Annotated in this window: 25 protein-coding genes; 12 read left to right on the forward strand and 13 right to left on the reverse strand. The window is 52.8% G+C overall.

Annotation, left to right across the window (positions count from 1 at the left end; genetic code table 11):
* Nucleotides 1–113: 113 nt before the first annotated feature.
* A complete protein-coding gene (locus LG202_RS11395; RefSeq protein WP_230348494.1) occupies nt 114–524 on the reverse strand; it encodes a MerC domain-containing protein in 411 nt (136 codons plus the stop codon).
* Between the two features lie 292 nt (nt 525–816).
* Here LG202_RS11395 and LG202_RS11400 point away from each other — a divergent pair, with 292 nt between their 5' ends.
* The 3 genes from LG202_RS11400 to LG202_RS11410 all read left to right on the forward strand — a co-directional run bounded on the left by LG202_RS11400 (nt 817) and on the right by LG202_RS11410 (nt 2355).
* Complete coding sequence (locus LG202_RS11400; protein ID WP_230348495.1) at nt 817–1215, forward strand: hypothetical protein; 399 nt, start codon at nt 817–819, stop codon at nt 1213–1215.
* Nucleotides 1216–1229: 14 nt separating this feature from the next.
* Complete coding sequence (locus LG202_RS11405; protein ID WP_230348496.1) at nt 1230–1769, forward strand: YMGG-like glycine zipper-containing protein; 540 nt, start codon at nt 1230–1232, stop codon at nt 1767–1769.
* A 76-nt stretch (nt 1770–1845) separates the two neighbouring features.
* Nucleotides 1846–2355 (forward strand): hypothetical protein, encoded by a 510-nt coding sequence (locus LG202_RS11410; protein ID WP_230348497.1) that lies wholly within the window; start codon nt 1846–1848, stop codon nt 2353–2355.
* Nucleotide 2356: 1 nt separating this feature from the next.
* Here the strand turns inward: LG202_RS11410 and LG202_RS11415 are convergent, their stop codons facing one another.
* Genes LG202_RS11415 through LG202_RS11435 form a run of 5 tightly spaced genes read right to left on the reverse strand, consistent with a single transcriptional unit; the run spans nt 2357 to nt 6679 of the window.
* On the reverse strand, nt 2357–2872 hold the full coding sequence (locus LG202_RS11415) for a chalcone isomerase family protein (RefSeq protein WP_230348498.1): 516 nt from the start codon (nt 2870–2872) through the stop codon (nt 2357–2359).
* A 14-nt stretch (nt 2873–2886) separates the two neighbouring features.
* On the reverse strand, nt 2887–4110 hold the full coding sequence (locus LG202_RS11420) for a class I SAM-dependent methyltransferase (protein WP_230348499.1): 1224 nt from the start codon (nt 4108–4110) through the stop codon (nt 2887–2889).
* Entirely contained in the window at nt 4094–4912 is an 819-nt protein-coding gene (locus LG202_RS11425) for a DUF1365 domain-containing protein (RefSeq protein WP_230348500.1), read from the reverse strand. The genes LG202_RS11420 and LG202_RS11425 overlap by 17 nt, the downstream gene beginning before the upstream one ends.
* Nucleotides 4905–6182 carry an NAD(P)/FAD-dependent oxidoreductase gene (locus tag LG202_RS11430; RefSeq protein WP_230348501.1) on the reverse strand — a complete coding sequence of 426 codons (1278 nt, stop codon included), beginning with the start codon at nt 6180–6182 and terminating at the stop codon, nt 4905–4907. The genes LG202_RS11425 and LG202_RS11430 overlap by 8 nt, the downstream gene beginning before the upstream one ends.
* Nucleotides 6182–6679: a chalcone isomerase family protein gene (locus tag LG202_RS11435; protein ID WP_230348502.1), complete on the reverse strand. Its 498-nt coding sequence runs from the start codon at nt 6677–6679 to the stop codon at nt 6182–6184. The genes LG202_RS11430 and LG202_RS11435 overlap by 1 nt, the downstream gene beginning before the upstream one ends.
* A 117-nt stretch (nt 6680–6796) precedes the next feature.
* Between LG202_RS11435 and LG202_RS11440 the strand changes: the two genes are divergently transcribed.
* From LG202_RS11440 to LG202_RS11460, 5 genes are read left to right on the forward strand one after another with little or no spacing between them, the layout of a single operon-like run.
* Nucleotides 6797–7411 (forward strand): TetR/AcrR family transcriptional regulator, encoded by a 615-nt coding sequence (locus LG202_RS11440; RefSeq protein WP_230348503.1) that lies wholly within the window; start codon nt 6797–6799, stop codon nt 7409–7411.
* 33 nt (nt 7412–7444) lie between these two features.
* Nucleotides 7445–8485, forward strand: coding sequence for an SAM-dependent methyltransferase (locus LG202_RS11445; RefSeq protein WP_230348504.1), 1041 nt, complete (start codon nt 7445–7447; stop codon nt 8483–8485).
* 1 nt (nt 8486) lies between these two features.
* Nucleotides 8487–9029 (forward strand): DUF2878 domain-containing protein, encoded by a 543-nt coding sequence (locus LG202_RS11450; RefSeq protein WP_230348505.1) that lies wholly within the window; start codon nt 8487–8489, stop codon nt 9027–9029.
* Nucleotides 9001–9804 (forward strand): DUF1295 domain-containing protein, encoded by an 804-nt coding sequence (locus LG202_RS11455; protein ID WP_230348506.1) that lies wholly within the window; start codon nt 9001–9003, stop codon nt 9802–9804. Before LG202_RS11450 ends, LG202_RS11455 begins: the two co-directional genes overlap by 29 nt.
* A 36-nt stretch (nt 9805–9840) precedes the next feature.
* Nucleotides 9841–10383 (forward strand): lipocalin family protein, encoded by a 543-nt coding sequence (locus LG202_RS11460; protein ID WP_230348507.1) that lies wholly within the window; start codon nt 9841–9843, stop codon nt 10381–10383.
* 21 nt (nt 10384–10404) lie between these two features.
* On the opposite strand, the gene LG202_RS11465 is transcribed toward LG202_RS11460, so the two are convergent.
* Nucleotides 10405–11094, reverse strand: coding sequence for a uracil-DNA glycosylase (locus LG202_RS11465; protein ID WP_230348508.1), 690 nt, complete (start codon nt 11092–11094; stop codon nt 10405–10407).
* A gap of 177 nt (nt 11095–11271) precedes the next feature.
* Here LG202_RS11465 and LG202_RS11470 point away from each other — a divergent pair, with 177 nt between their 5' ends.
* A complete protein-coding gene (locus tag LG202_RS11470; protein ID WP_230348509.1) occupies nt 11272–11565 on the forward strand; it encodes a hypothetical protein in 294 nt (97 codons plus the stop codon).
* A 1-nt stretch (nt 11566) separates the two neighbouring features.
* Here LG202_RS11470 and LG202_RS11475 read toward each other — a convergent pair whose 3' ends face one another.
* Nucleotides 11567–12466, reverse strand: a complete 900-nt coding sequence (locus LG202_RS11475; RefSeq protein ID WP_230348510.1) for a LysR family transcriptional regulator — start codon at nt 12464–12466, stop codon at nt 11567–11569.
* Nucleotides 12467–12605: 139 nt separating this feature from the next.
* On the opposite strand from LG202_RS11475, the gene LG202_RS11480 reads away from it, so the two are divergent.
* Nucleotides 12606–13358: an SDR family NAD(P)-dependent oxidoreductase gene (locus LG202_RS11480; RefSeq protein ID WP_230348511.1), complete on the forward strand. Its 753-nt coding sequence runs from the start codon at nt 12606–12608 to the stop codon at nt 13356–13358.
* A 56-nt stretch (nt 13359–13414) separates the two neighbouring features.
* Here LG202_RS11480 and moxG read toward each other — a convergent pair whose 3' ends face one another.
* Entirely contained in the window at nt 13415–13915 is a 501-nt protein-coding gene (moxG, locus tag LG202_RS11485) for a cytochrome c(L), periplasmic (RefSeq protein WP_230348512.1), read from the reverse strand.
* Nucleotides 13916–14181: 266 nt separating this feature from the next.
* Complete coding sequence (locus LG202_RS11490) at nt 14182–15057, reverse strand: LysR substrate-binding domain-containing protein (RefSeq protein ID WP_230348513.1); 876 nt, start codon at nt 15055–15057, stop codon at nt 14182–14184.
* Nucleotides 15058–15302: 245 nt separating this feature from the next.
* Here LG202_RS11490 and LG202_RS11495 point away from each other — a divergent pair, with 245 nt between their 5' ends.
* Together LG202_RS11495 and katG are read left to right on the forward strand one after the other, a co-directional pair.
* Nucleotides 15303–15581, forward strand: a complete 279-nt coding sequence (locus LG202_RS11495) for a hypothetical protein (RefSeq protein ID WP_230348514.1) — start codon at nt 15303–15305, stop codon at nt 15579–15581.
* A 74-nt stretch (nt 15582–15655) separates the two neighbouring features.
* Nucleotides 15656–17923 (forward strand): catalase/peroxidase HPI, encoded by a 2268-nt coding sequence (katG, locus tag LG202_RS11500; RefSeq protein ID WP_230348515.1) that lies wholly within the window; start codon nt 15656–15658, stop codon nt 17921–17923.
* An 81-nt stretch (nt 17924–18004) separates the two neighbouring features.
* Here katG and LG202_RS11505 read toward each other — a convergent pair whose 3' ends face one another.
* Genes LG202_RS11505 through LG202_RS11515 form a run of 3 tightly spaced genes read right to left on the reverse strand, consistent with a single transcriptional unit; the run spans nt 18005 to nt 20671 of the window.
* The gene (locus LG202_RS11505; RefSeq protein ID WP_230348516.1) at nt 18005–19207 is read right to left on the reverse strand and encodes a hybrid sensor histidine kinase/response regulator; all 1203 of its coding nucleotides are present in this window, start codon (nt 19205–19207) and stop codon (nt 18005–18007) included.
* Nucleotides 19197–19814 (reverse strand): chemotaxis protein CheB, encoded by a 618-nt coding sequence (locus LG202_RS11510; protein ID WP_230348517.1) that lies wholly within the window; start codon nt 19812–19814, stop codon nt 19197–19199. The genes LG202_RS11505 and LG202_RS11510 overlap by 11 nt, the downstream gene beginning before the upstream one ends.
* A complete protein-coding gene (locus LG202_RS11515) occupies nt 19811–20671 on the reverse strand; it encodes a CheR family methyltransferase (protein WP_230348518.1) in 861 nt (286 codons plus the stop codon). The genes LG202_RS11510 and LG202_RS11515 overlap by 4 nt, the downstream gene beginning before the upstream one ends.
* Nucleotide 20672 lies beyond the last annotated feature (1 nt).

Consider the following 20672-nt stretch of genomic DNA (forward strand, 5'->3'; position numbering starts at 1 on the left):
ACAGCGCACGAGCCTATACAGCTCGGTAAAACAGCTCCCAGCCAAGACTATAGACCTTTATGGAGGAACCTACAAAGCCAAAGTTCCGGGAAATATGGAATTTATTAAGGCTGTTATGGATTGGCTGGGCTGGTGCCAGCAATATGGGAGATGAGGTTAAGGCGGCGATTGAGAGTGTGGCCGGCAATCAATAGCAGACTGCCCGGTATCGTCACGGCAATTTCGGCTGTCGTGCTCATTGGCAGAAAGGCTGCGCTACCCACCAGGGCAAGGCCTGCGGCGAGCAATAGGCTGGGCTTGCCATCACCATGATGACGCCAACCTGACCATGCACCAAAAATAGCAGCAGGTAGTAAGGCGATGAACAGCCATACATGCACGCTCTCATCCAGAAACACGGAAAGCGGCAATACCATGGCCAGCAACGGCAGCACGGTACAGTGAATCAGGCACAGCATGGAGACAAAGTTGCCGAATTTGTCCCAGTTGACGAGTTTTAGGATGGAGAAACGGATGATGTGCATCACAGTTGCAGATTGGTATGACAGGATGATTCTAGCGTAATGAGGATTAAAAAAGCAACTTTGTTGCAGGTCTGTGACAAGGGACTTGGATTCAGCATAGCGTGCAGTTGGAATGCTTGCGAGTTCAAAGGAGATGAGTGGCCGTTTCGATCATCTATAGAACCTGGATAGCTTGTGCCGCGCGTTTACCCGGAATTACCAAACTTTACATTAATCCTACAAACTTAGGCTCATCCTTGCCAGTCTTACCGTTACTTTCCAGGTAAGGGATGAATTGAGGTGTATGGTGGTAATGTCAAAACGGTTGATGACGCTTTTAACGCTGGCTGGTAGCTTGCTGCTGAGTGCAGGTGTTCAGGCTGATCCTTGGCATGGAGGCCACCGCCATGGAGGTCCCAATGTTGGTTTCTATTTCAGTCCTGGCTTTTATGGCCCAGGCTGGGGGCCATATTATCCCCGTCCGTACTATGTCGTCCCGCCGCCAATCTATCCCTATTATCCACCCGTGGTGGTGACGCCTGCACCTGTTGCACCGCCTGTGTATGTTGAGCAGACGCCGCAGCCAAGCGCAGTGCCAGAGGTGGCTGATAATGGGTATTGGTATTACTGCAAGCAGCCTGAGGGATATTACCCTTATGTGAAAGAGTGCCCTGCTGGCTGGCAGAAGGTTGCTCCGCAACCTGCACGGTAATGGAAGGAATGATCATGAAACGCCTTGCTGTATGGCTCCCAGTACTGCTATTGAGTGCCTGCGCCAGTGTACCGCCGGATGGCCCAAGTCGCATGGCGTTGCCGGGCAGTACCAAGAGTTTTGACCAGTTTCGTTATGACGATAGTGTATGCCGGCAGTTTGGGTTGGAGCAGAGCGGCTCGGCAAAAGCCGCGGCGAAGGATAGCGCTGTGACCAGTGCTGCTGTGGGTACTGTGGTCGGAGGCTTGCTTGGCGCTGCAGTAGGTGGGCATGAAGGTGCCGCTGTGGGTGCTGGCTCTGGCCTGTTGTTTGGCACCATGGCAGGAGCCGGCATGGCGGCTGATTCTTACGATACTGCGCAACAGCGTTATGACAATGCTTATACGCAATGTATGTATGCCAAGGGGCACAAGGTGGCAGTGTCGGGTAACCTTGCGCAGATGCGCCAGCAAACAGAGCCAGTACGTCGTAGTGTGCCGCCTCCACCACCGCCTCCTGGATATCGTGGTGAGCCGCTATCCGCTGGCGTGCCGCCAGATTATTACCAACAATAACAATCATCGTGAATCAAGTAGTTTGCAGGTATCGGGGATTAATAGCATTGCGATACTGCGGTATCAGGAGGACATCATGAAGGATTCAAACAAGAACAAGGTATGGTCAGCGCTGGCTGTGGTTATGTTGTCGACCGCTCTTGCCCAAGGCGTGGCATATGCGCACCCCGACGATAGGCCTGATCGGGGCCCACGTCATGAACATCGCTGGGATAAGGGCCAGGAGCGAGGCCATGCTGAACGTGGCCCGCGTGGCGGTAAGGGCTGGGATCGCGGCGGACATCCAGTCATGGTCCAGCAAAATGTGTATTACCAGTTTCGTGACCAGGATAGGATGAGGTTGTATAACCAGTACCAACGCAGCTTCCGCAATGCGCACTGGGGTCGCAGGCCAGACTTCAGGCCCGGCTATGTCGTCATGCCAGCTTACCGGCCTTATATCACGCCTGTGCCCGTGCATGTGTTACGCACCTTGCCACCTCCTCCACCGGGGTATGTGATTGGCTACTATCAAGGTTATAACGTCGTGTACGATCCCACGACTTATGTCATCCTGACAGCGATAGATTTGTTGTCCAGGAGATAACTCAGGGTTGGCCGATGAGTTTCAGCCGTAGCTTAGGTTCAGTGGTCCTGGTCCCTAGCCAGATATCCAGAAAGCGGCGGCTGAACTCGGCATCATTAATCGTGGAGGTCACTTCGCCATTGCTGAAGAAACGCAGGCTTTGATCCGGTAGTAACAAGGCAGTTAGGCTGTCACCTGCTTTGACGTCGGTGAAAGCGCTCTGCATGACCGGCGTCCAGCGAGCAATCTTGTCTTCCTCTACCCCTTGTTTGCGCATTTGCTTGGCACCTTCCTTGGCCAGCTCCTCGGCAGTAAAGGTGTGACCGTAGATCAGCTCCAGGGCATATGGTTTGTCTGCTGTATATTGACCACGCTCTGCCCATAATCTAGCTTCATAAACTTTGATGCCGAACCAACGCAATACGCCCTTGCCCACTAATGCTACTTGCGGCAAATCTGGCTCAAGATAGGTGGGCGCTGTATCCTTTGCCCAGGCTATGCTGGCGAGCAGCAACCAGCCGATGATCAAAATGCGCATGTGAGCCTCCTTTATCAGTACCGATGCAATGTCCAGAGTTTGACGTCGGTACGTTGTTCAATGAAGCCAGCCTCGCAATACTTGAGGTACATTTCCCATAGACGAATGAAGGCATCGTCAAAACCTTGCGCGCGGATGGCACTCAGTTGTGACATGAAGCGCTGGTGCCACAGATGCAGGGTGTGGGCATAATCCTGGCCGAAGGACTGTAGTCTCTTGACCTTGAGCCCAGCTCTTTGGGCATGGGTATACAGGCTGGAGGGGCAGGGCAGCATGCCGCCCGGGAAAATAAATTGCTGGATGAAGTCAGTGCTGCTGCGATAGTGCGGAAAATAGCGATCTGCAATATCAATACACTGAATTACGACTTTGCCACCTGGCTTTAGGCACTGTTGCAGGATGGAAAAATACGTCTGCCAGTGAGTCTCACCTACGGCTTCCAGCATTTCAATCGAAACAATATGGTCATATTGCCCGTCAAGATCACGGTAATCCTGCAAGCAGAGGGTGACCAGGGCATCCAGCCCTTGTTTGTGTATGCGTTGTTCTGCAAATGCCAGTTGTGCAGGCGAGAGGGTAATCCCATCCACCTTGAAACCACGCTGAGCTGCATATTCTGCGAAGCCGCCCCAACCACAGCCAATTTCAAGGATATGCTGGCCTGGCTGCGCATCCAGTTCATCCAGAATACGCTGGTATTTGGCATGCTGTGCTTGTTCCAGGGATTGTTCCCGTTGCTTGCCAAACCATGCTGCGGAATAAGTCATGCTGGGATCCAGCCACTGCTGGTAAAAATCATTACCCAGGTCGTAATGCGCATGGATATTACGTTTACTTCCAGAGCGACTGTTGGCGTGCAGCCAGAGATGTGACAACCGACGCACCAGCAAGGCCCACCATTTGCCATGAATGGCTTGTTCCAGCACTTGCTGGTTGTGGATAGCCAGGCGGAACAATGCCAGTAGATCCGGGCTGCTTACCCAGCCTCGGCGCACGCTTTCGGCAAAGCCAATATCGCCCTGCACCAGAATCAGGTGGGTTGCCTGCCAATCATGGATATGTAGTTGCGCATTGACGTCACTGGATGTTTGACCAAAGCTGCGGACCAAGCCATCCGGTGTGGTGACATTCAGCATGCCCTGTTTCAGCTTATCCAGCATGCTGAAAAACATCTGCCCTGGCAGTGGAAGTTTGGTGACAGGTTGTAGGGACAGGGCGCGATTAGACTTGCTTTTCATTGCCATGTTTCCTTTGGTTATAGGTCAGTGATTGTTCAGGCACTGTTGGTTTGGAGTGGAAGGGTGTTTTCTTCAGCCACAGGCGTAATGCTTGCCAATGAATGCGGAATACCACACCCAGCGTCATGAGTGGCATCTGGCAAAAAGCCGAGAACATTGCGCGTGTGGTGGCCGGGCCAACATGGCAATTAATCGAGGTGGCAATTAACGGGGTGTGCGTGGAGTCATGATCAAAGTAATTGATTGCCATGTGGTGGCGGTGGCCTGATACGGAATACTTGAATTGATAGTGTCCGCTTACATTGCAGAATGGCGAGACATGAAAGGCCTTGCGGCATTCGAGCACAGTATCAGCCACAATTGGACTGTTATCTTCCGCGACAAGTAAGTACTGATGGTGCTCACCAAATGTGTTATTGACTTCTGCCAGGATGGCACGCAGGGTACCGTCTTCATCATGCAGATACCAGAAACTCACTGGATTGAAGACGTAACCCAGTACCCTAGGCATGGCTTGTAACCAGATTTCGCCAGTAGGCATTGCCATTCCTGCACTTGTAAGCTGACACTCAAGCCAGCCTATCAAATCGCCTTGGCGGTCACCATGGTCACGCTCGTGGAAACTTAACAGGCGCCAGCGATTGACGGCAAATACCCCGCTTTGTCGTGCGCGCAAATTGGCCAGTTGACGCAATGGAATGCGTAAGCAGAACACCGGATAAACAAAATGGTGGGGCAAGGGACGGGTGCGTGTGTGTATCACCTTGCCTAATCCCAGCTCCATGTTGGTTATCTCAGTCATAAACCGCTTTCCATGGTGCTTCTACACCCAGTGCCTGTGCTACTCGCAGTGCTGATTTCAGGCCATCCTCATGAAAACCATAACCACTCCAGGCACCACAGAACCAGGCGCGGTTGCGGCCCTGTATATCTGGCAGATTTTTCTGGGCGGCGATGGCCGTGGCATCCATCAGCGGATGCGCATATTCAAATTGCGCCAGTACTTTGTCGTGGCGTATATCGGTATGCGGATTCAGCGTGACAATCACGGGCTGGTGCCAGGGCAATGGCTGTAAATGATTCAGTAGGTAGCTCACAGTGACAGGGTATTGCGGCCTGCTATGGATGGGCATGTTGTAGTTCCAGGCGGCCCATGCTTTTTGATTGGTGGGAAGCAATGCTGCATCCGTATGTAATACCGCCAGGTTGGGTTGGGTATGGAATGCGCTCAATACTCGGCGCTCCTCTGCGTCACAATCCAGTAGGCTCAAGCTGGTGGGGGCATGGCATGCCAGGATGACATGGTCAAAGTACTCTACCCCGTGCTTACTATGGATGGCGACATGATCTGTACTACGCTGGATAGCAGTGATCGGGCAGTTAAGCCGGGCATCCGGAATGCTGCTGAGCATCTTGTTTACATATTCCCGTGAGCCATGCATGACGGTTTTCCAGGCAGGGCGTTCATTGATTTGCAACAAGCGATGGTTGAGGCAGAAGCGCAAAAAGGTTGCTGCGGGAAACTCCAGCATTGATGCGGTGGAGCATGACCAGATCGCCGCTGCCATGGGTAGAAGATACCACTCGCGCATGGTGTTGCCATATCCATGTTGATCAAGCAGATTGCCCAGCGTGTAATGCTCATCAGGGATGGTGTTGAGATAATGCTGCGCTTGGCGGTTGAAGCGCAGGATATCCATGAGCATCCACCAGAATTGTGGTCGCAGTAGGTTGCGGCGTTGGCAGAATACGCTATCCAGATTGGTGCCTGCCCATTCCAACCCTGCAGCCTCAACTGCAACAGAGAACGTCATCTGACTTTCATGGGTGCGCACGCCTAGGTGCTGGAACAGGGCGACCAAGTTGGGATAAGTCAGGTCATTGTGCACGAGGAATCCGGTATCCACTGGCGCGGTGATGCCATCCAGCCTGACATCTACCGTATTGCTATGGCCGCCAAAGTAGTGATTGGCTTCAAATAAAGTGACATCGTGCTTTTTTGCCAGTAGCCAGGCGGCAGCCAGCCCAGAAATACCTGAGCCGACAACGGCAATGCGATGCCTTGGTGTCATTACGCCTCTCCCAATAATTGATTGCGCAATCGTGGGCTGTGGCATTGCTGGTGGAACCAGATATCTGCAAAAGCTCGTGGAAATCCGCTGCTGACCATGCTGCCTAGCAGTTGTTCGTCATTATAAAAGCGTACTTCCTGCTGTTCTGGCAGAAACAATATCCACAGCAGGTCGCCGCGTCCTGCATCTGGGATGATGGTACGTAATTGATCTGTCCATTGCGCAATGGCTGTGTCAGCGGCTGAAGCAATGCGCAACATCTCTCTTTGGCTGGCGTCAATGATGTAGTCAGCACTTACATTGCGCAGATACTCGAATTGCAGGGCAAAGGCAGTATTGCCAGGCTGATTTTCATGTAGTTCTAAAGTACCTGCCGTCCACAGGGTGGCACGGTAAATAGAGAATACACTCCAAGTCAGGAGGCCGGATCCTTGCTGCTGCCAATCGGGGCTGTCATTGCCCATCTGGCTGGTGAGGAAGTCCTTGATTGCTTGCATGCGTAGCCCTGATATACCAATTGGTAGTAAATATAACACAAAAGTTTAAAATAGAAACTAATCAGTTTACAAAGTGACTTGTTGGTTTATAATGGGTAAAAATAGCAGGAACCCAGTATGAGCCAAAGTGTGAAACCAAGTTTGAAAGAGCGGCAGTTTGCCTTGCGAGAGAGCGCTATCCTGGATGCAGTGGATAGCTTCCTTGCGCGCAAGGGATTTGATTTGATGACGATGGACGAGATTGCGCAGGAGGTAGGTATATCCAAAGCCAGCCTTTACAAGCATTTCGATTCCAAGGAGTTGTTGGCCGCTGCCACTATGACGCGCTTGGTTGAGCGCACCTTGCAGGTGATAGAGCAGCAAGCTCAAGAGGACAAGCCGCTTGATAACTTGCAAGCGCTGGTGGCGTGGAGCGTGCGGGAGCATTTGGCTGGCCGTATGCCCACCCTGCCTTCAACGCGTTCCAGCATTCATGAGTTCATGACACGCCATGATCCATACGTGCGTAAGCTGGAAGCGCTGACCGAGATACTGGGTGGCTGGATTATCGCGGCCCAGGCACTGGGCCAGATCAATCCATCGTTGCCGGGAGAGGTGGTGTTGTACACCATTTATGCGCGGCCTTGTGACCCTGTGATCGATTTTCTCAAGATGGGTGGCGCTTTCACGGACGATGAGATCGTGGAGGCCATCGTGACGACTTGTTTTGGGGGATTGCAGCCACGCGCTTAGCTGGCTTGTATCCTTTCATGGAGGAGCAACATCATGCAGTTAATCAAGTACGCCATTGGGCTTTCTGAGCAGGGCCATATGCCGGACAGCCTTATCCGGGCTGGCATCCGGCATTTACTCAAGGCCAGGTTGCAGGAAGTCAGTTCGCACGATGTCGCTACGAGTGCCGAGCTGCAAGATGACTTCTTGCAGCAGATGCGTCAATCACCGGTGGCTCTGGTGCCTGAGCTTGCCAACGAACAACACTATGAGCTTCCTAGTGATTTCTTCCGCATGAGCCTGGGACAGCAACTGAAATACAGTTGCTGCTATTGGCCAGAAGGTATGGATAGCTTGAATGGTGCTGAGGAGGCGGCGTTGTCTGCTACTGTTGCCCATGCCGGGATTGCCGATGGGCAGGATATTCTTGAGTTGGGGTGTGGCTGGGGTTCACTGACGCTCTATATGGCTCACCGTTATCCAGGCAGTCGTATCACTGCAGTATCTAACTCCCATTCCCAACGTAATTTCATCCAGAGCACGGCGCGGCAGCGTGGCTTGAACAATGTCACTGTCATCACTGCCGACATGAATGCTTTCATGGCAGAACAGCAGTATGACCGTATTGTTTCCGTGGAGATGTTCGAGCATATGCGCAACTACCAGGTGCTGTTCGAACGCCTCGCTGGTTGGCTCAAGCCGCAGGGGCGTTTCTTTATGCACATCTTCGTGCACCGTCTCACGCCGTATGCTTTCGTGGCGCAGGGCAATGACGACTGGATGAGCGAGCTGTTTTTCTCCGGAGGCATGATGCCTAGCGATGCCCTGCCATTGCACTTTCAGCAGCACCTCAGGCTATTGCGCCAATGGCGCTGGAGTGGCGATCATTACGAGAAGACGGCGAATGCATGGCTGGAGAAGATGGATGCCAATAGCGCGCCTATCATGCAAGTGTTCCGCGATACTTATGGCGCAGATGCACAGCGCTGGTTCAACCGCTGGCGGATTTTCTACATGTCGTGCGCAGAGTTGTTTGGCTACAACGATGGGCAGGAATGGTGGGTCAGCCATTACCTGTTCGAGCGCCAGGATTGAGATGGCACCTCGCCCACTTATCCTGAATTTCGTGTTTTTCCAGCTAGGGTGGCTGGCTTGTGTCTATGGTGCGGCGAATCACATGCCATGGCTTGGCCTGCTAGTCACTGTGCCTGTAGTAGCTTGGCATCTTTACCAGGCGTTTGCTTGGCGGCAGGAATTGAAATTGCTCATTCTGCTTCCCCTGTTAGGCATATTGCTTGATCAATTGCTGCTGTCCCTGCATTTGCTCTCTTTCCCCGCTAGCGCCTGGCCTGCCCAGTGGTTGCCACCGTGGATGTGGTGCCTGTGGGTATTGTTCACGACAACATTGAATGTCAGCTTGCGCTGGCTCAAATCGCACTACTGGCTCTCGGTAATCTTGGGTGCGTTGGGTTCAGTGCTGGCCTATCAGGCCGGTGAAAAACTGGGGGCTATCCATTTACACCAGGATTGGAGTCTGATCGGGATTGCGATTAACTGGAGCCTTGCCATGCCTGCCGCAGTGTATCTTGCCCGTCGATATGATGGTTTCCATGACAAGGAGATGGCGCGTGCCGCTTGATCCCTTATTCTGGCAGCTATGGTGGCAGGCGCTATGGCCACTTGCCATCTTTGGTCTGCTCGGCTGGGTGTATAGCCTCTACCAACGCAATGTGCATATCATCGATAGCATGTGGAGTATCTACTTCCTCATCACGGCATTCTGGGTGGCACAAGGCCAGGTGTTGAGCGAGCGTAGTGTGCTGTTGCTAATCGTGGTGGTGTTATGGGCGGCTAGGCTGGCGGCTTACCTGACCATTCGGAATTGGGGCAAACCCGAGGATTATCGCTATCAACAGATCCGCGCCAATAACTCGCCCCATTTCTGGCTGAAAAGCCTCTATATCGTGTTTGGCCTGCAACTGCTGCTAGCCTGGATGATTGCCGTACCTTTGGTGGCTGCTGTGCAAAGCGATGCACCTCTGCATTGGCTGGATATTACTGGCTTGCTGTTAAGCGTCATCGGGATCGTTTATGAGGGGGTTGCCGATTGGCAGTTGTATCGTTTCAAGAGCGACCCGCTTAATCGCGGCAAGGTGCTTGATCGTGGCTTATGGGCTTGGTCTAGGCACCCTAATTATTTTGGCGAGGCCATCACTTGGTGGGGATTCTACTTGGTGGCTTGTGCGGCCGGTGGATGGTGGACGCTATTCAGCCCGCTCATGATGACTTTTCTCTTGCTCAGGGTCAGCGGCGTTAAATTGCTGGAGCAGACCATTCATGAGCGCAGGCCGCAATACCGCGATTACATCTCCCGCACTAGTGCTTTCATCCCCTGGCCCCCCAAGGCGAGGTGATGATGCGTTCATTCATTGCCGAATAAGGAGTTCATCATGTCATGTAAACATTGGTTGGCTGCCTTAATGAGTATGTTTGGGCTATCTGCCTGTGCAACACAGACGCCATTGCCTTTGGCTCCACATGTAGATATCGAGCGTTTCATGGGACGTTGGTACGTGATTGCCCATATCCCAACCTGGATAGAGAAACAATCCTATAACGCCGTTGAGTCGTATGCGCTCAAGCCTGATGGGTCGATTGCCACGACATTTACCTTCAATGAAGGTGGTATCCATGGCCCGATGAAGGTATACCACCCGACTGGCTTTGTGATTGAAGGTAGCGGCAATGCCTTATGGGGCATGCAGTTTGTCTGGCCGATCAAGGCGCAATACAAGATCAGCCATGTGGCCGATGATTATTCAAACACCATCGTGACGCGCGATAAACTTGATTATGTCTGGATCATGGCGCGTACTCCCAGCATCAGTGAGCAGGATTACCAACAACTACGTGGCTTGGTCGAGAGCTATGGTTATGACATGAGCAAGCTTAGGCGCGTACCCCAGCTGGAGCGTCCGCGCGAACATCCCTGAGCCGCAGCAAATCCAGCCCGCTTACTTGCCCCAGTGAATCTCTGCTCGCCCCAATGTACGCAGGGCAGCGTTCACTTTTGAATATGGCTGGCTACCGAAAAAGCCGCGATGGGCGGATAGCGGAGAAGGATGTACCGAACTGATCACGGGGTGATGCGGTGCGATCAATGCACGGAACTGTTGTGCGTGGCTACCCCAGAGAATGAATACCAACGGCGTGTCGCGTTGGCCCAGGTAGGTGATCAATGCGTGAGTGAATGCCTGCCATAACTTGCTGTGTGCGCCCGCCTCACCACCCCGTGTGGTCAATGAGGCATTGAGCAATAAAATGCCTTGCTCTGCCCACGGCATCAGGTTGCCACTTTCCAAGGTTTGTCCAAGGTCTGACTGCATCTCCTTCAGCATATTGCGCAATGATGGTGGTGGCCGCACACCGTCTGGCACCGAGAATGACAAACCATGGGCTTGCTGTATGCCGTGATCTTCGCCATGGTATGGATCCTGCCCCAGCAAGACTACCCGTGCCGTGGATGGAGAAACTTGCCGCAAGGCCTCGAACCACAGGCCACGTTTAGGGCGTATATCTGCCTCCATTTCCAGGTTCGCGCTAATGCTGTTGTACAGCGGCTGTAATTCAGGAATGACAGCGGCCCATGCCGCAGGCAGCGATTCTGGGTGAGGATGGGTGATGGGATCGGGCACAACATGCATGATGCAATCTCAATTCAAGCTGAAAGGAGCGGCCTACGGTACTAAATTCAAGGATGCCGGGCAAGCATAAATGGCGTAATATCGTTCCAAGGTATCGCTCTTCCTCAAGAGTAGATGCCGTTGAGGCAAGCGCAAGACTTGCTGGTGATATGAGTTCAACACGATGGAGAAAGCGCGATGAAAACCTTGTCTATCCTATTCCTTTCCCTGTTTGTTGCATTACCTGCCTTGGCAAGGCCAGTGGCAGAAGACGAGTTCCAGATCATGAAGGCTTGCCATGTGAATGCCACAGCCATGAACCTGGACGGCAACGTACGCGAACACTATTTGAACAATTGCGTGGTGTCGCAGGCCTATACCAATACGTCTGCCATCCAGGCACGCAAGCAGTGCCAAATTAGCGCTACTGCAATGAACCTGGACGGAGAAACTCGGCGTAACTACCTGGCTTCCTGTCTTGCCAGCAATTGATTCAAGCCAGGTAGTCTTGTAGGCGTTCGGCCAACCAATCCATGAACACTTTAACCCGGCGTGGCTGGTGTTGACGGTTGGGATACAGCATTGAGATAGGCATGGGAGCGGCTTGATATTCGGGAAGTAACTCCACCAGCTTACCTTGCGAAAGATGCTTCTTGGCCGCCGCTTGTGGTACCTGAATAATGCCAAGCCCGGCCAGGCACGCTTGGGTATACGCATCGCTATTGTTGACGGTAATGATGGATGGCATCTTGATGCGCTTGATCTCGACGCCTAGCCTGTATTCCCAATAGGCATCCTCCGACCCTAATACCTGTGCGTAGTGCACCATGAAATGGTGTTTAAGATCATCCAGCGTGCTGGGAGCGCCATATTTCTCCACATAGATAGGACTGGCACAATTGATGGTGTTGTGTACGCCCATTGAGCGTGCTACCAGGCCTGAGTCGCCCAGATTGCCAACGCGCAATACGCAGTCAAAACCTTCTGCCACCACGTCTACCCGTCGATCAGTGCTGCTAAGTTCTATCTTGATGCCTGGGTGTTGAGCCAGGAAGTCAGGCAAGTGAGGCATGACCACTTCGCGGGCAACAGCCAGGGGAACGTCAATACGGATGCGCCCCTGAATACCTTTCTCATCAAGCTGGAACATGGATTCCAGCTCATCCATGTCTGTCAGCAGATCTTTGCATCGTTGGTAAAACACTTGTCCATCATGAGTCAGCACTACTTTGCGCGTTGTGCGTTGCAGTAGCCGGGTACCCAGGTGGGCTTCCAGGTTTTGTACTGCCATCGAAATGCTGCCTTTGGGCAGACCTAGGCTATTGGCCGCCTGGGTAAAGCTGGATAACTCGGCGACTCGGGTGAAAACGGTCATGGCATGCAATTTATCCAATCCTGACGCTCCTGTAGCTTGGATATATTTTGTTCAATTTATATGAACAGTCTAATCATTTTTGGATGATTTATCATTTTTTATCCAAGTAATAGACTGGCCACAGATTGATTCAACATTGACCTAAGGAGAATGCATCATGAGCAAGATTGCCATTATTACTGGAGGAAATCGTGGTCTGGGCCGCAGCATGGCTTTGCACCTTGCGCGCAAAGGCGTGGACAGCATCATTACTTATCGCAGTGGCATCGAACAAGCCCAGGCGGTCGTGGCTGAAATCAGCCAGCTTGGAGCGAAAGCCGTAGCGTTGCAGCTTGATGTGGGTGATAGCAGCAGCTTTGCAGGGTTTGTCAGTGGTGTGCAGCAGGCCTTGCAGCAATGGGAGCGTCAGGATTTCGATTTTCTTGTGAATAATGCTGGTATCGGCACACATCAACTGATTACCGAGACGACCGAGCATCAGTTTGATAGCTTGATGAATATACATTTCAAGGGGGTATTTTTCCTGACGCAGAAGTTGTTACCCTTGATGTGTGATGGAGGGCATATCCTGAATATCTCCAGTGGTCTTACCCGCTTCACCATGCCAGGCTATGCTGCTTATGCCGCAATGAAGGGTGGTATTGAAACATTGAGTCGTTATCTCGCCAAGGAGCTTGGTCCGCGTGGAATCCGTGTCAATGTGCTGGCTCCAGGTGCAATCGAGACAGATTTTGGTGGAGGTGCCGTGCGTGACAATGCAGATATTAATCGCTTTGTTGCTGACCAGACGGCTCTAGGGCGAGTGGGGCTCCCAGATGATATTGGTGCATTGGTTGCTCTGCTATTGTCGGAAGATAGTGGTTGGGTCACAGGTCAACGCATCGAGGCTTCAGGCGGGATGTTTCTATAACTCATATGCCACCGGCATTCTTAGTTGTGTGCCGGTGGCGTGTTTACGTTGCTTGATTAACTATTACGTTTTTCATAAGCCTCGACGGCTTTCTTGGTTTTTGCTGGTTCGGTTTGCCAGCCGCGCACCCAACTCATGACATGCAGTATTTCATCAGGTTCAAGCAGGCCCTGTTGTGGTCCCATCTGGCCATCGGCACCACCATAGATAGTCTCAAACAATCCTTTGTCCTGTCGGTTGCCAGGATAGGTCCAGTAGTCATCACTGAGTGCAGGGCCTAGCTTACCTTCTGCAAGGTGGCCATGACAGCCTGAGCAGGCGGTGGCAAAAATCACATAGCCTTTATTCATGGCTTCCTGGTCGCCGTTGTACGGGTTGACGCCAGTATTCTTGAACTCCTTGAATTGTGGTGTTTCCGTTTCGCCCGTGAAATCAAGCGGATCACCCGAGATTGTGCCGCGGAAATCCAGGTCGGCATAGGCAGTAGTTAACACCAAGCCAGTGGACAGCAAAGCACCTAGACTTCCTGCAATGATAAGCTTTCTAAAAAGTTGCATATGATTACCCTCGATTATTCAGTTAATGATAATAAAACTCATAATATTTAACGAATTAGAATTGTTAGGTTGCTTACCATAGTGTTATTTTTAGAGGTGCTGGCAAGCAGAAAGTTCAAGGCTTGATGAACCGTGATTAGGCAGGGCGGGAGGGAGCTAAAACAGGGCCTGTGACTAGGGTTTGATGTTGTCTTAAGTGTGCAGCATGGTGAGTTAAGTTGAGATGAACTTGTTGCATAAGGTGGCCTTACTTATGCATGGCGTACCTATGCAATTGGCTTGTAGGCCAGGAGGCTGGCAAGCTCTTGCAAAAGTCGGCGGCGGGGATGGTGGCAATGCCAGACCAGGGCAATGGTACGGCTGGGTTTCTGGCGGATGTTGATGTAGCGTATATCGCTTTCGTCGGGCTGAATGGCCACAGACGGCATCAATGTCACCCCGACGCCATTCTTGACCATGAAGCGCAGGGTTTCCAGGCTGGAGGCGCGAAAATCATCCTCGATGAATCGGGATGGATTGCAAATCTGCAGTGCCTGGTCGCGCAGACAGTGCCCTTCATCCAGTAAAAGCAGGTTTTCCTGATCGATCGCATTGAGATCAACCTCGTCGTGATCGGCAAGGGCGTGATCGCTGGCAACCGCCAAGGTAAAAGGGTCCTCGAACAAGGGGCTGGCTTCCAGCTCTTGCGGTTTTACCGGCAGTGCCAGCAAGGCGGCATCCAGCTTCATGCTTAGCAACAGCTCTATCAATGCATTGGTTTTCTCCTCGATCACCAGCATTTTCATCGCCGGAAAGTGTTGCTTGATGCGGAATACATATTCCGGCAACACATAGCTGGCCACGGAGGGAAATGCGCCAAGTGAGAGCTTGCCGCAGGTTGGTAGCTGTGCCTGTGCCGCAATCATGCGGATTTGCTCTGCATCGGCGACGATGCGGCGGGCAACCTGAACCACTTGTTCGCCAATCTCCGTGATATCGACTTGGTTTTTGTTGCGCACGAACAAGGGCACATCAAGATAGTCCTCAAGCTTCTTGATCTGCACGCTCAATGTAGGTTGGCCGATAGCACATTGGCTTGCCGCCTGGCTGAAGTTTTTGCAGTCGGCGACTGCAATTAGGTAGTTCAAGTCTCTCAAATTCATGTCTTTACCTCTTGGGTGTTTCCCTGCCCCAAGCCATTGGTTCGTGCTGCATGTTGTTTCTCGCGCATTGTAACCATGAAGCCCCTCTTTACCTTATTGATATTGCCCATGGCGTCATTGAGCAAATGAATTTCAGTTATCTCCGGTGAAAGCATTCAATGCTGACAAACGCGGTAGTGCCCATTCTAGGGACTGCCGGGTTTCAATGCTTCGCTTAAATCATGAATTTGTTAAAGGAGATAATCATGAAAAAGACTACGCAACTTGCCGCCATGATTTTGATGGCTTCCGCGATGTCCAGCGCCCATGCTGATTCCATCCGCCCTTTCGCCAATAGCCTGCTTGGCACCTGGAAACCACTGCCAGAGGCGGTGAGCAACCAGCGCCCCGATGTCGACCAATCCCTGCAACAGTTTGCCAACAGCCTGCTGGGCAAGAGCGAGCGCCAGACGAGTGCTGTCAGCAATGACAAGCCGGACGTTGATAAGTCCCTAGCCCTGTTCGCATCGAGCATCCTGCACTAATGCATGAATTTCCTGGCTCCAGTGCGGGAATAGGCTGGAGCCAGTACCCACAAAAAATCAGAGGAGAAGGTGAAATGAAAGAGAGTGCGATTTTCTATACCAAGGTAGTGGTCTTGGCATTGGCTGCTGCGACGTTGGCGAGCCAGGCTCAGGCGGCTGAAGATAAGTCAGGCAAGCAGTATCAAACCGTGTCGGGTGAAGCTGCATTACAGTCCCCCAAGTTCTGGTGGCCGGAGCAATTAGACCTGCTGCCTTTGCGCCAGCATGCGGCAGAATCCAGCCCCATGGACAAGGCATTCAATTATGCCGAGCAATTCAAGACGCTTGATATCAAAGCGGTGAAGCAGGATATCGAGCAGGTAATGAAGACATCACAGCCATGGTGGCCAGCTGACTACGGGCACTATGGCCCGTTTTTTATTCGCATGGCCTGGCATAGTGCAGGTACTTATCGCGTCGGCGATGGTCGCGGTGGTGCAGGTGGCGGCCAGCAGCGTTTTGAGCCACTCAATAGCTGGCCCGATAATGTCAGCCTGGATAAGGCAAGACGCTTGCTTTGGCCAGTCAAGCAAAAATACGGCAACAAGATTTCCTGGGGCGATCTCATGGTGTTGGCAGGGAATGTGGCCCTGGAATCGATGGGTTTCAAGACCTTTGGCTACGCGGGTGGTCGCGCCGATGACTGGGAGCCGGATATGATCTATTGGGGGCCAGAAAAGGAATGGCTGGGTGATAAGCGTTATACCGGCCAGCGCAAGCTGGAAAATCCGCTGGCCGCAGTACAGATGGGCCTCATTTATGTGAACCCAGAAGGCCCGAATGGCAACCCTGATCCGTTGGCAGCTGCCAAGGACATTCGTGAGACCTTTGGCCGTATGGCGATGAATGACGAGGAAACCGTGGCATTGATTGCTGGTGGACATACCTTCGGCAAGGCGCATGGTGCGGCTGATCCTCATAAGTGTGTGGGTGCTGAGCCCGCTGCTGCTGGCATTGAAGAGCAGGGTTTTGGCTGGAAAAACAAGTGTGGCAAGGGCAATGCGGAAGACACGATTACTAGCGGCCTTGAAGGTGCCTGGTCTACCAATCCTACTCGCTGGACACATGAGTATTTGACCTGGCTTTATACCTTCGAGTGGGAAAAGACCAAGAGTCCAGCCGGTGCAATTCAGTGGGTGCCAAAAGGTGGACAAGGCGCTACCTTGGTGCCTGATGCGCATCTGCCTGACAAGCGCCATGCCCCCATCATGTTTACCACCGATTTGGCATTGAAGCTCGACCCGGAGTACCACAAGATTTCCAAGCGTTTTCTGGATAATCCCAAGGAGTTCGAGCTGGCGTTTGCCAAGGCCTGGTTCAAGCTGACGCACCGTGATCTAGGGCCACGTGCTCGCTATATCGGTAGTGAAGTGCCGTCTGAGGTGCTGTTATGGCAAGACCCGGTACCCGCTGCGGATTATGCCCTCATTGATAGCAACGACATTGCTGGCCTGAAAGGTAAGATACTGGCTTCCGGCCTGACTGTGCCCGAGCTGGTGAGGACTGCCTGGGCTGCATCGGCGACATTCCGTGGTACTGATATGCGTGGTGGTGCCAATGGCGGACGTTTGCGCCTGGCACCGCAGAAGGATTGGGCGGTGAATAATCCTACCGAGGTTGGCAAGGTGTTGAAACGCCTGGAAACTATCCAGAAGGATTTCAACAACGCCCAGAGCGGTGGCAAGCAGGTATCACTGGCAGACCTGATCGTGCTGGGTGGTGCCGCGGCGGTGGAAAAGGCAGCGAAAGATGCTGGCTATAGTGTCAATGTGCCTTTCACCCCTGGTCGCACGGATGCTGCACAAGAGCAGACTGACGTGAAGTCATTCGCAGCACTGGAGCCCAAGGCCGATGGGTTCCGCAATTACTATGGCAAGGATAACCGTCGCTCTCCTGCCGAGGCATTGATAGACCGCGCCAATTTGTTGACTTTGACCGTGCCGGAAATGACAGTACTGGTAGGTGGTTTACGTGCGCTGGATGCCAATGCTGGAGGCTCGAAAAATGGCGTATTTACTGAGCACCCCGGTACATTGACCAACGATTTCTTCGTTAATTTGCTCAGCATGTCGACCAAGTGGTCCAAGGGCGTTGCTGGCCAGGGAATTTATGAAGGGCGGGATCGCATCACGGATAAGCTCAAGTGGACGGCAACCCCGGTAGACCTGGTGTTCGGTTCTAATTCGGAGTTGCGTGCAGTGGCGGAAGTCTATGCGTTTGACGATGCCAAGGAGAAATTCGTCCACGACTTTGTCAGTGCCTGGAGCAAGGTGATGGAGCTGGATCGCTTCGACAAGCATTGATCTATGCACTAGGCTTCTTGGCCAGGTGATGGGAAAAAGAGCAGCGATCGCTGCTCTTTTTTTATTGTTGTTTTGCTCCTGTTACGCTGTTATCCGTAATGGCAGTGTCAACGTGAACGTGGAGCCTTCGCCTGGTGCACTGTCGACGCTAATCCTGCCCTGATGGGCTTCGGCCAATTGCCCGGCAATATACAGGCCTAACCCCAGGCCTGAGCTGACCTGGTTGCCTTCACAGCGCTCGAACGCTAAGAAGATGCGCTGTTGGTCTAGTTCCGAAATGCCCACACCTCGGTCGCGCACGGCGATGATGGCATGGTCATGGTCTTGATGCAGGGTGATATCAATGGGCTGGCTGTTGCCGTAGCGCATGGCGTTGGTTAGCAGGTTGACGATGATTTGTTCCAGGCGAAAAGCGTCCCACTCCCCAGCTACTCGGTCTTGGATAGATAGGTTCATGATGTACCCCGCCGCTTGTGCCTGCGGCATTAAATCAGAGACCAGTCGCTCCAGCAGCTCTGCAAGATTTAGTTGCACAGGGCGAATGGATAGCTTGCCACTGTTGATACGCGTGAGATCGAGCATGTCGTCGATCAGGCGAATCATGCTTTTCATCTGCCTGCGGTCCCGTTCCACCATGCGAACTAGCTCTTGCTGGCCAAAAGCAGCCAGGTTGCCACGTTCCAGTTGCAGGGTACGTAGTTGCACATCAAGAAACAAGGTATTGAGCGGGGTACGCAACTCGTGGGCTACCATGGACATGAAACTGTCACGCATGGCGATGGATTGCTGTAGCTCGTCTTGTGTCACTTGCAGTTGCTTTAACAGGGCTTCTTGCTGTTTTCGGCTGTATTCCAGGGCTGCGACTTGGCGTTGTGTTTCCAACCTTTGCTGGTGCAGGTCGACAAATACATTGACCTTGCTTTTCACCGCGTTGACTTCCAGCGGTTTATAGAGGAAATCTACCGCCCCGGTTTCATAACCGCGGAAAGCAAAGTTGAGCTCGCTGGCTGCTGCCGTGACGAAGACAATCGGAATGTGGCGCGTCTTGGCGGTTCCGCGCATGAGTTCTGCCAGCTCGAAGCCATCCATCCCAGGCATTTGTACATCCAAAATTGCCAGGGCAAACTCGTGCTCCAGCATCAAGGACAAGGCTGCTTCGCCAGAGGATGCCTGATAAATGAGGCGGTTTTCCCCACGAATAATCGCTTCTAGTGCCTGCAGGTTTTCTGCGAGGTCATCAACGATCAGCAGTTTGCTGGGCAGATGTTCAATCTCAGTGGACATGCTGTTCTCCCAAGGCGATTAATAGTTGTTGTATTTTTCCTAGCTCAAGTACCAAGTGACCCGGATCTAGCTTAATGGCAGACAAGGGCATGGTATCTGCCACGGCCTCGGCAGGGTCTTGCACAATCGTCAGGCCGCCTGCCTGCCGGATTTTCTGTAGCCCTGCCGCACCATCTTCGTTGGCGCCTGTGAGCAATATGCCGGCCAGGTGTTCGCCATAAGCATCGGCAGCCGACTCCATCAGGTAATCAATCGCGGGGCGTGAGAAATGTAGTGGCGGTTCGCAGCTCAGTGAAAACTGCCTCGATTGCTCAATCGAAAGATGATAGCCCGGGCAGGCAAAGTAAAGAGTGCTGCCCTGGATGGTTTCCTTGTCCTGTGCTTCCTTTACCTCGAAGGCAACGTAATGCTGGAACAGGTCAGCCAGTAAGCTGTCGCGCATTTCCTGCATATGCAGTGCCGCAATGATGGGCAGGCGATAATGCGGTGGCAAATGGCGGAACAAGGACAGCATGGCTTCTACACCACCTGCTGATGCGCCGACGATGATGGCGTCAATCGGAGGTCTAGCACGCAGTGCTGCATGATCAAGAGGATGTTGGCTCATCGTTTGCGGAATATCCGTTCGCGCTTGTCTATGGCCTCGAACTGTTGGCCGTAATCGGAAAACTCCATGCTCTCCTTGCTGCCCAGCCCGAGAAAGCCGCGATGGCATAGCGAGTCGTGGAACAAGCCCAGGGCGCGGTTCTGTAAGCCGCGATTGAAGTAAATCAACACATTGCGGCAGGAGATCAAGTGGGTTTCGGAGAAGACGCTATCGGTGGCCAGGCTATGATCGGCAAAGGTCACGTTGTCACAGAGGCTGCGATCAAACAGGGCGGCATGGTAGGCCGCCGTGTAATAGTCGGAAAATGCACGTTTCCCGCCTGCCTGCTGGTAATTACGTGTGTAGAGTTGCATGCGGTCTAGCGGAAATACGCCTTTCCTCGCCTTGTCCAGAGACTGCGGGTTGATGTCTGTCGCGTAGATGATCGAACGGTCGAGGAGTCCCTCTTCTTTCAACATGATGGCCAGCGAGTAGACTTCTTCCCCGGTGCTGCAACCTGCCACCCAGATTTTGAGCGAGGGATAGGTGCTGAGCACAGGTAGGACTTCTGTACGCAGCTTGGCGAAGTAAGCCGGGTCACGGAACATTTCGCTCACCGGGATGGTGAGGTATTGCAGCAATTGCATGAACATGGCGGGTTCATGTAATACGCGAGATTGCAATTCCGATACCGAGTGGCAATCGAAAGCGCGTATGGCCTGTACCACGCGGCGCTTTTGCGATGCGCCGGCATAATCACGGAAATCATAGCTGTATCGCAGGTAGATGGCTTCCAGCAGCAGGCGCAGCTCAATATCAAGCGTGCTGAGTTGGTGATGCTCAGTGTCTGCCTTGGTGGTGATCGGTGTCTTGCTCATG

It is taken from the genome of Methylobacillus methanolivorans, assembly GCF_054588515.1.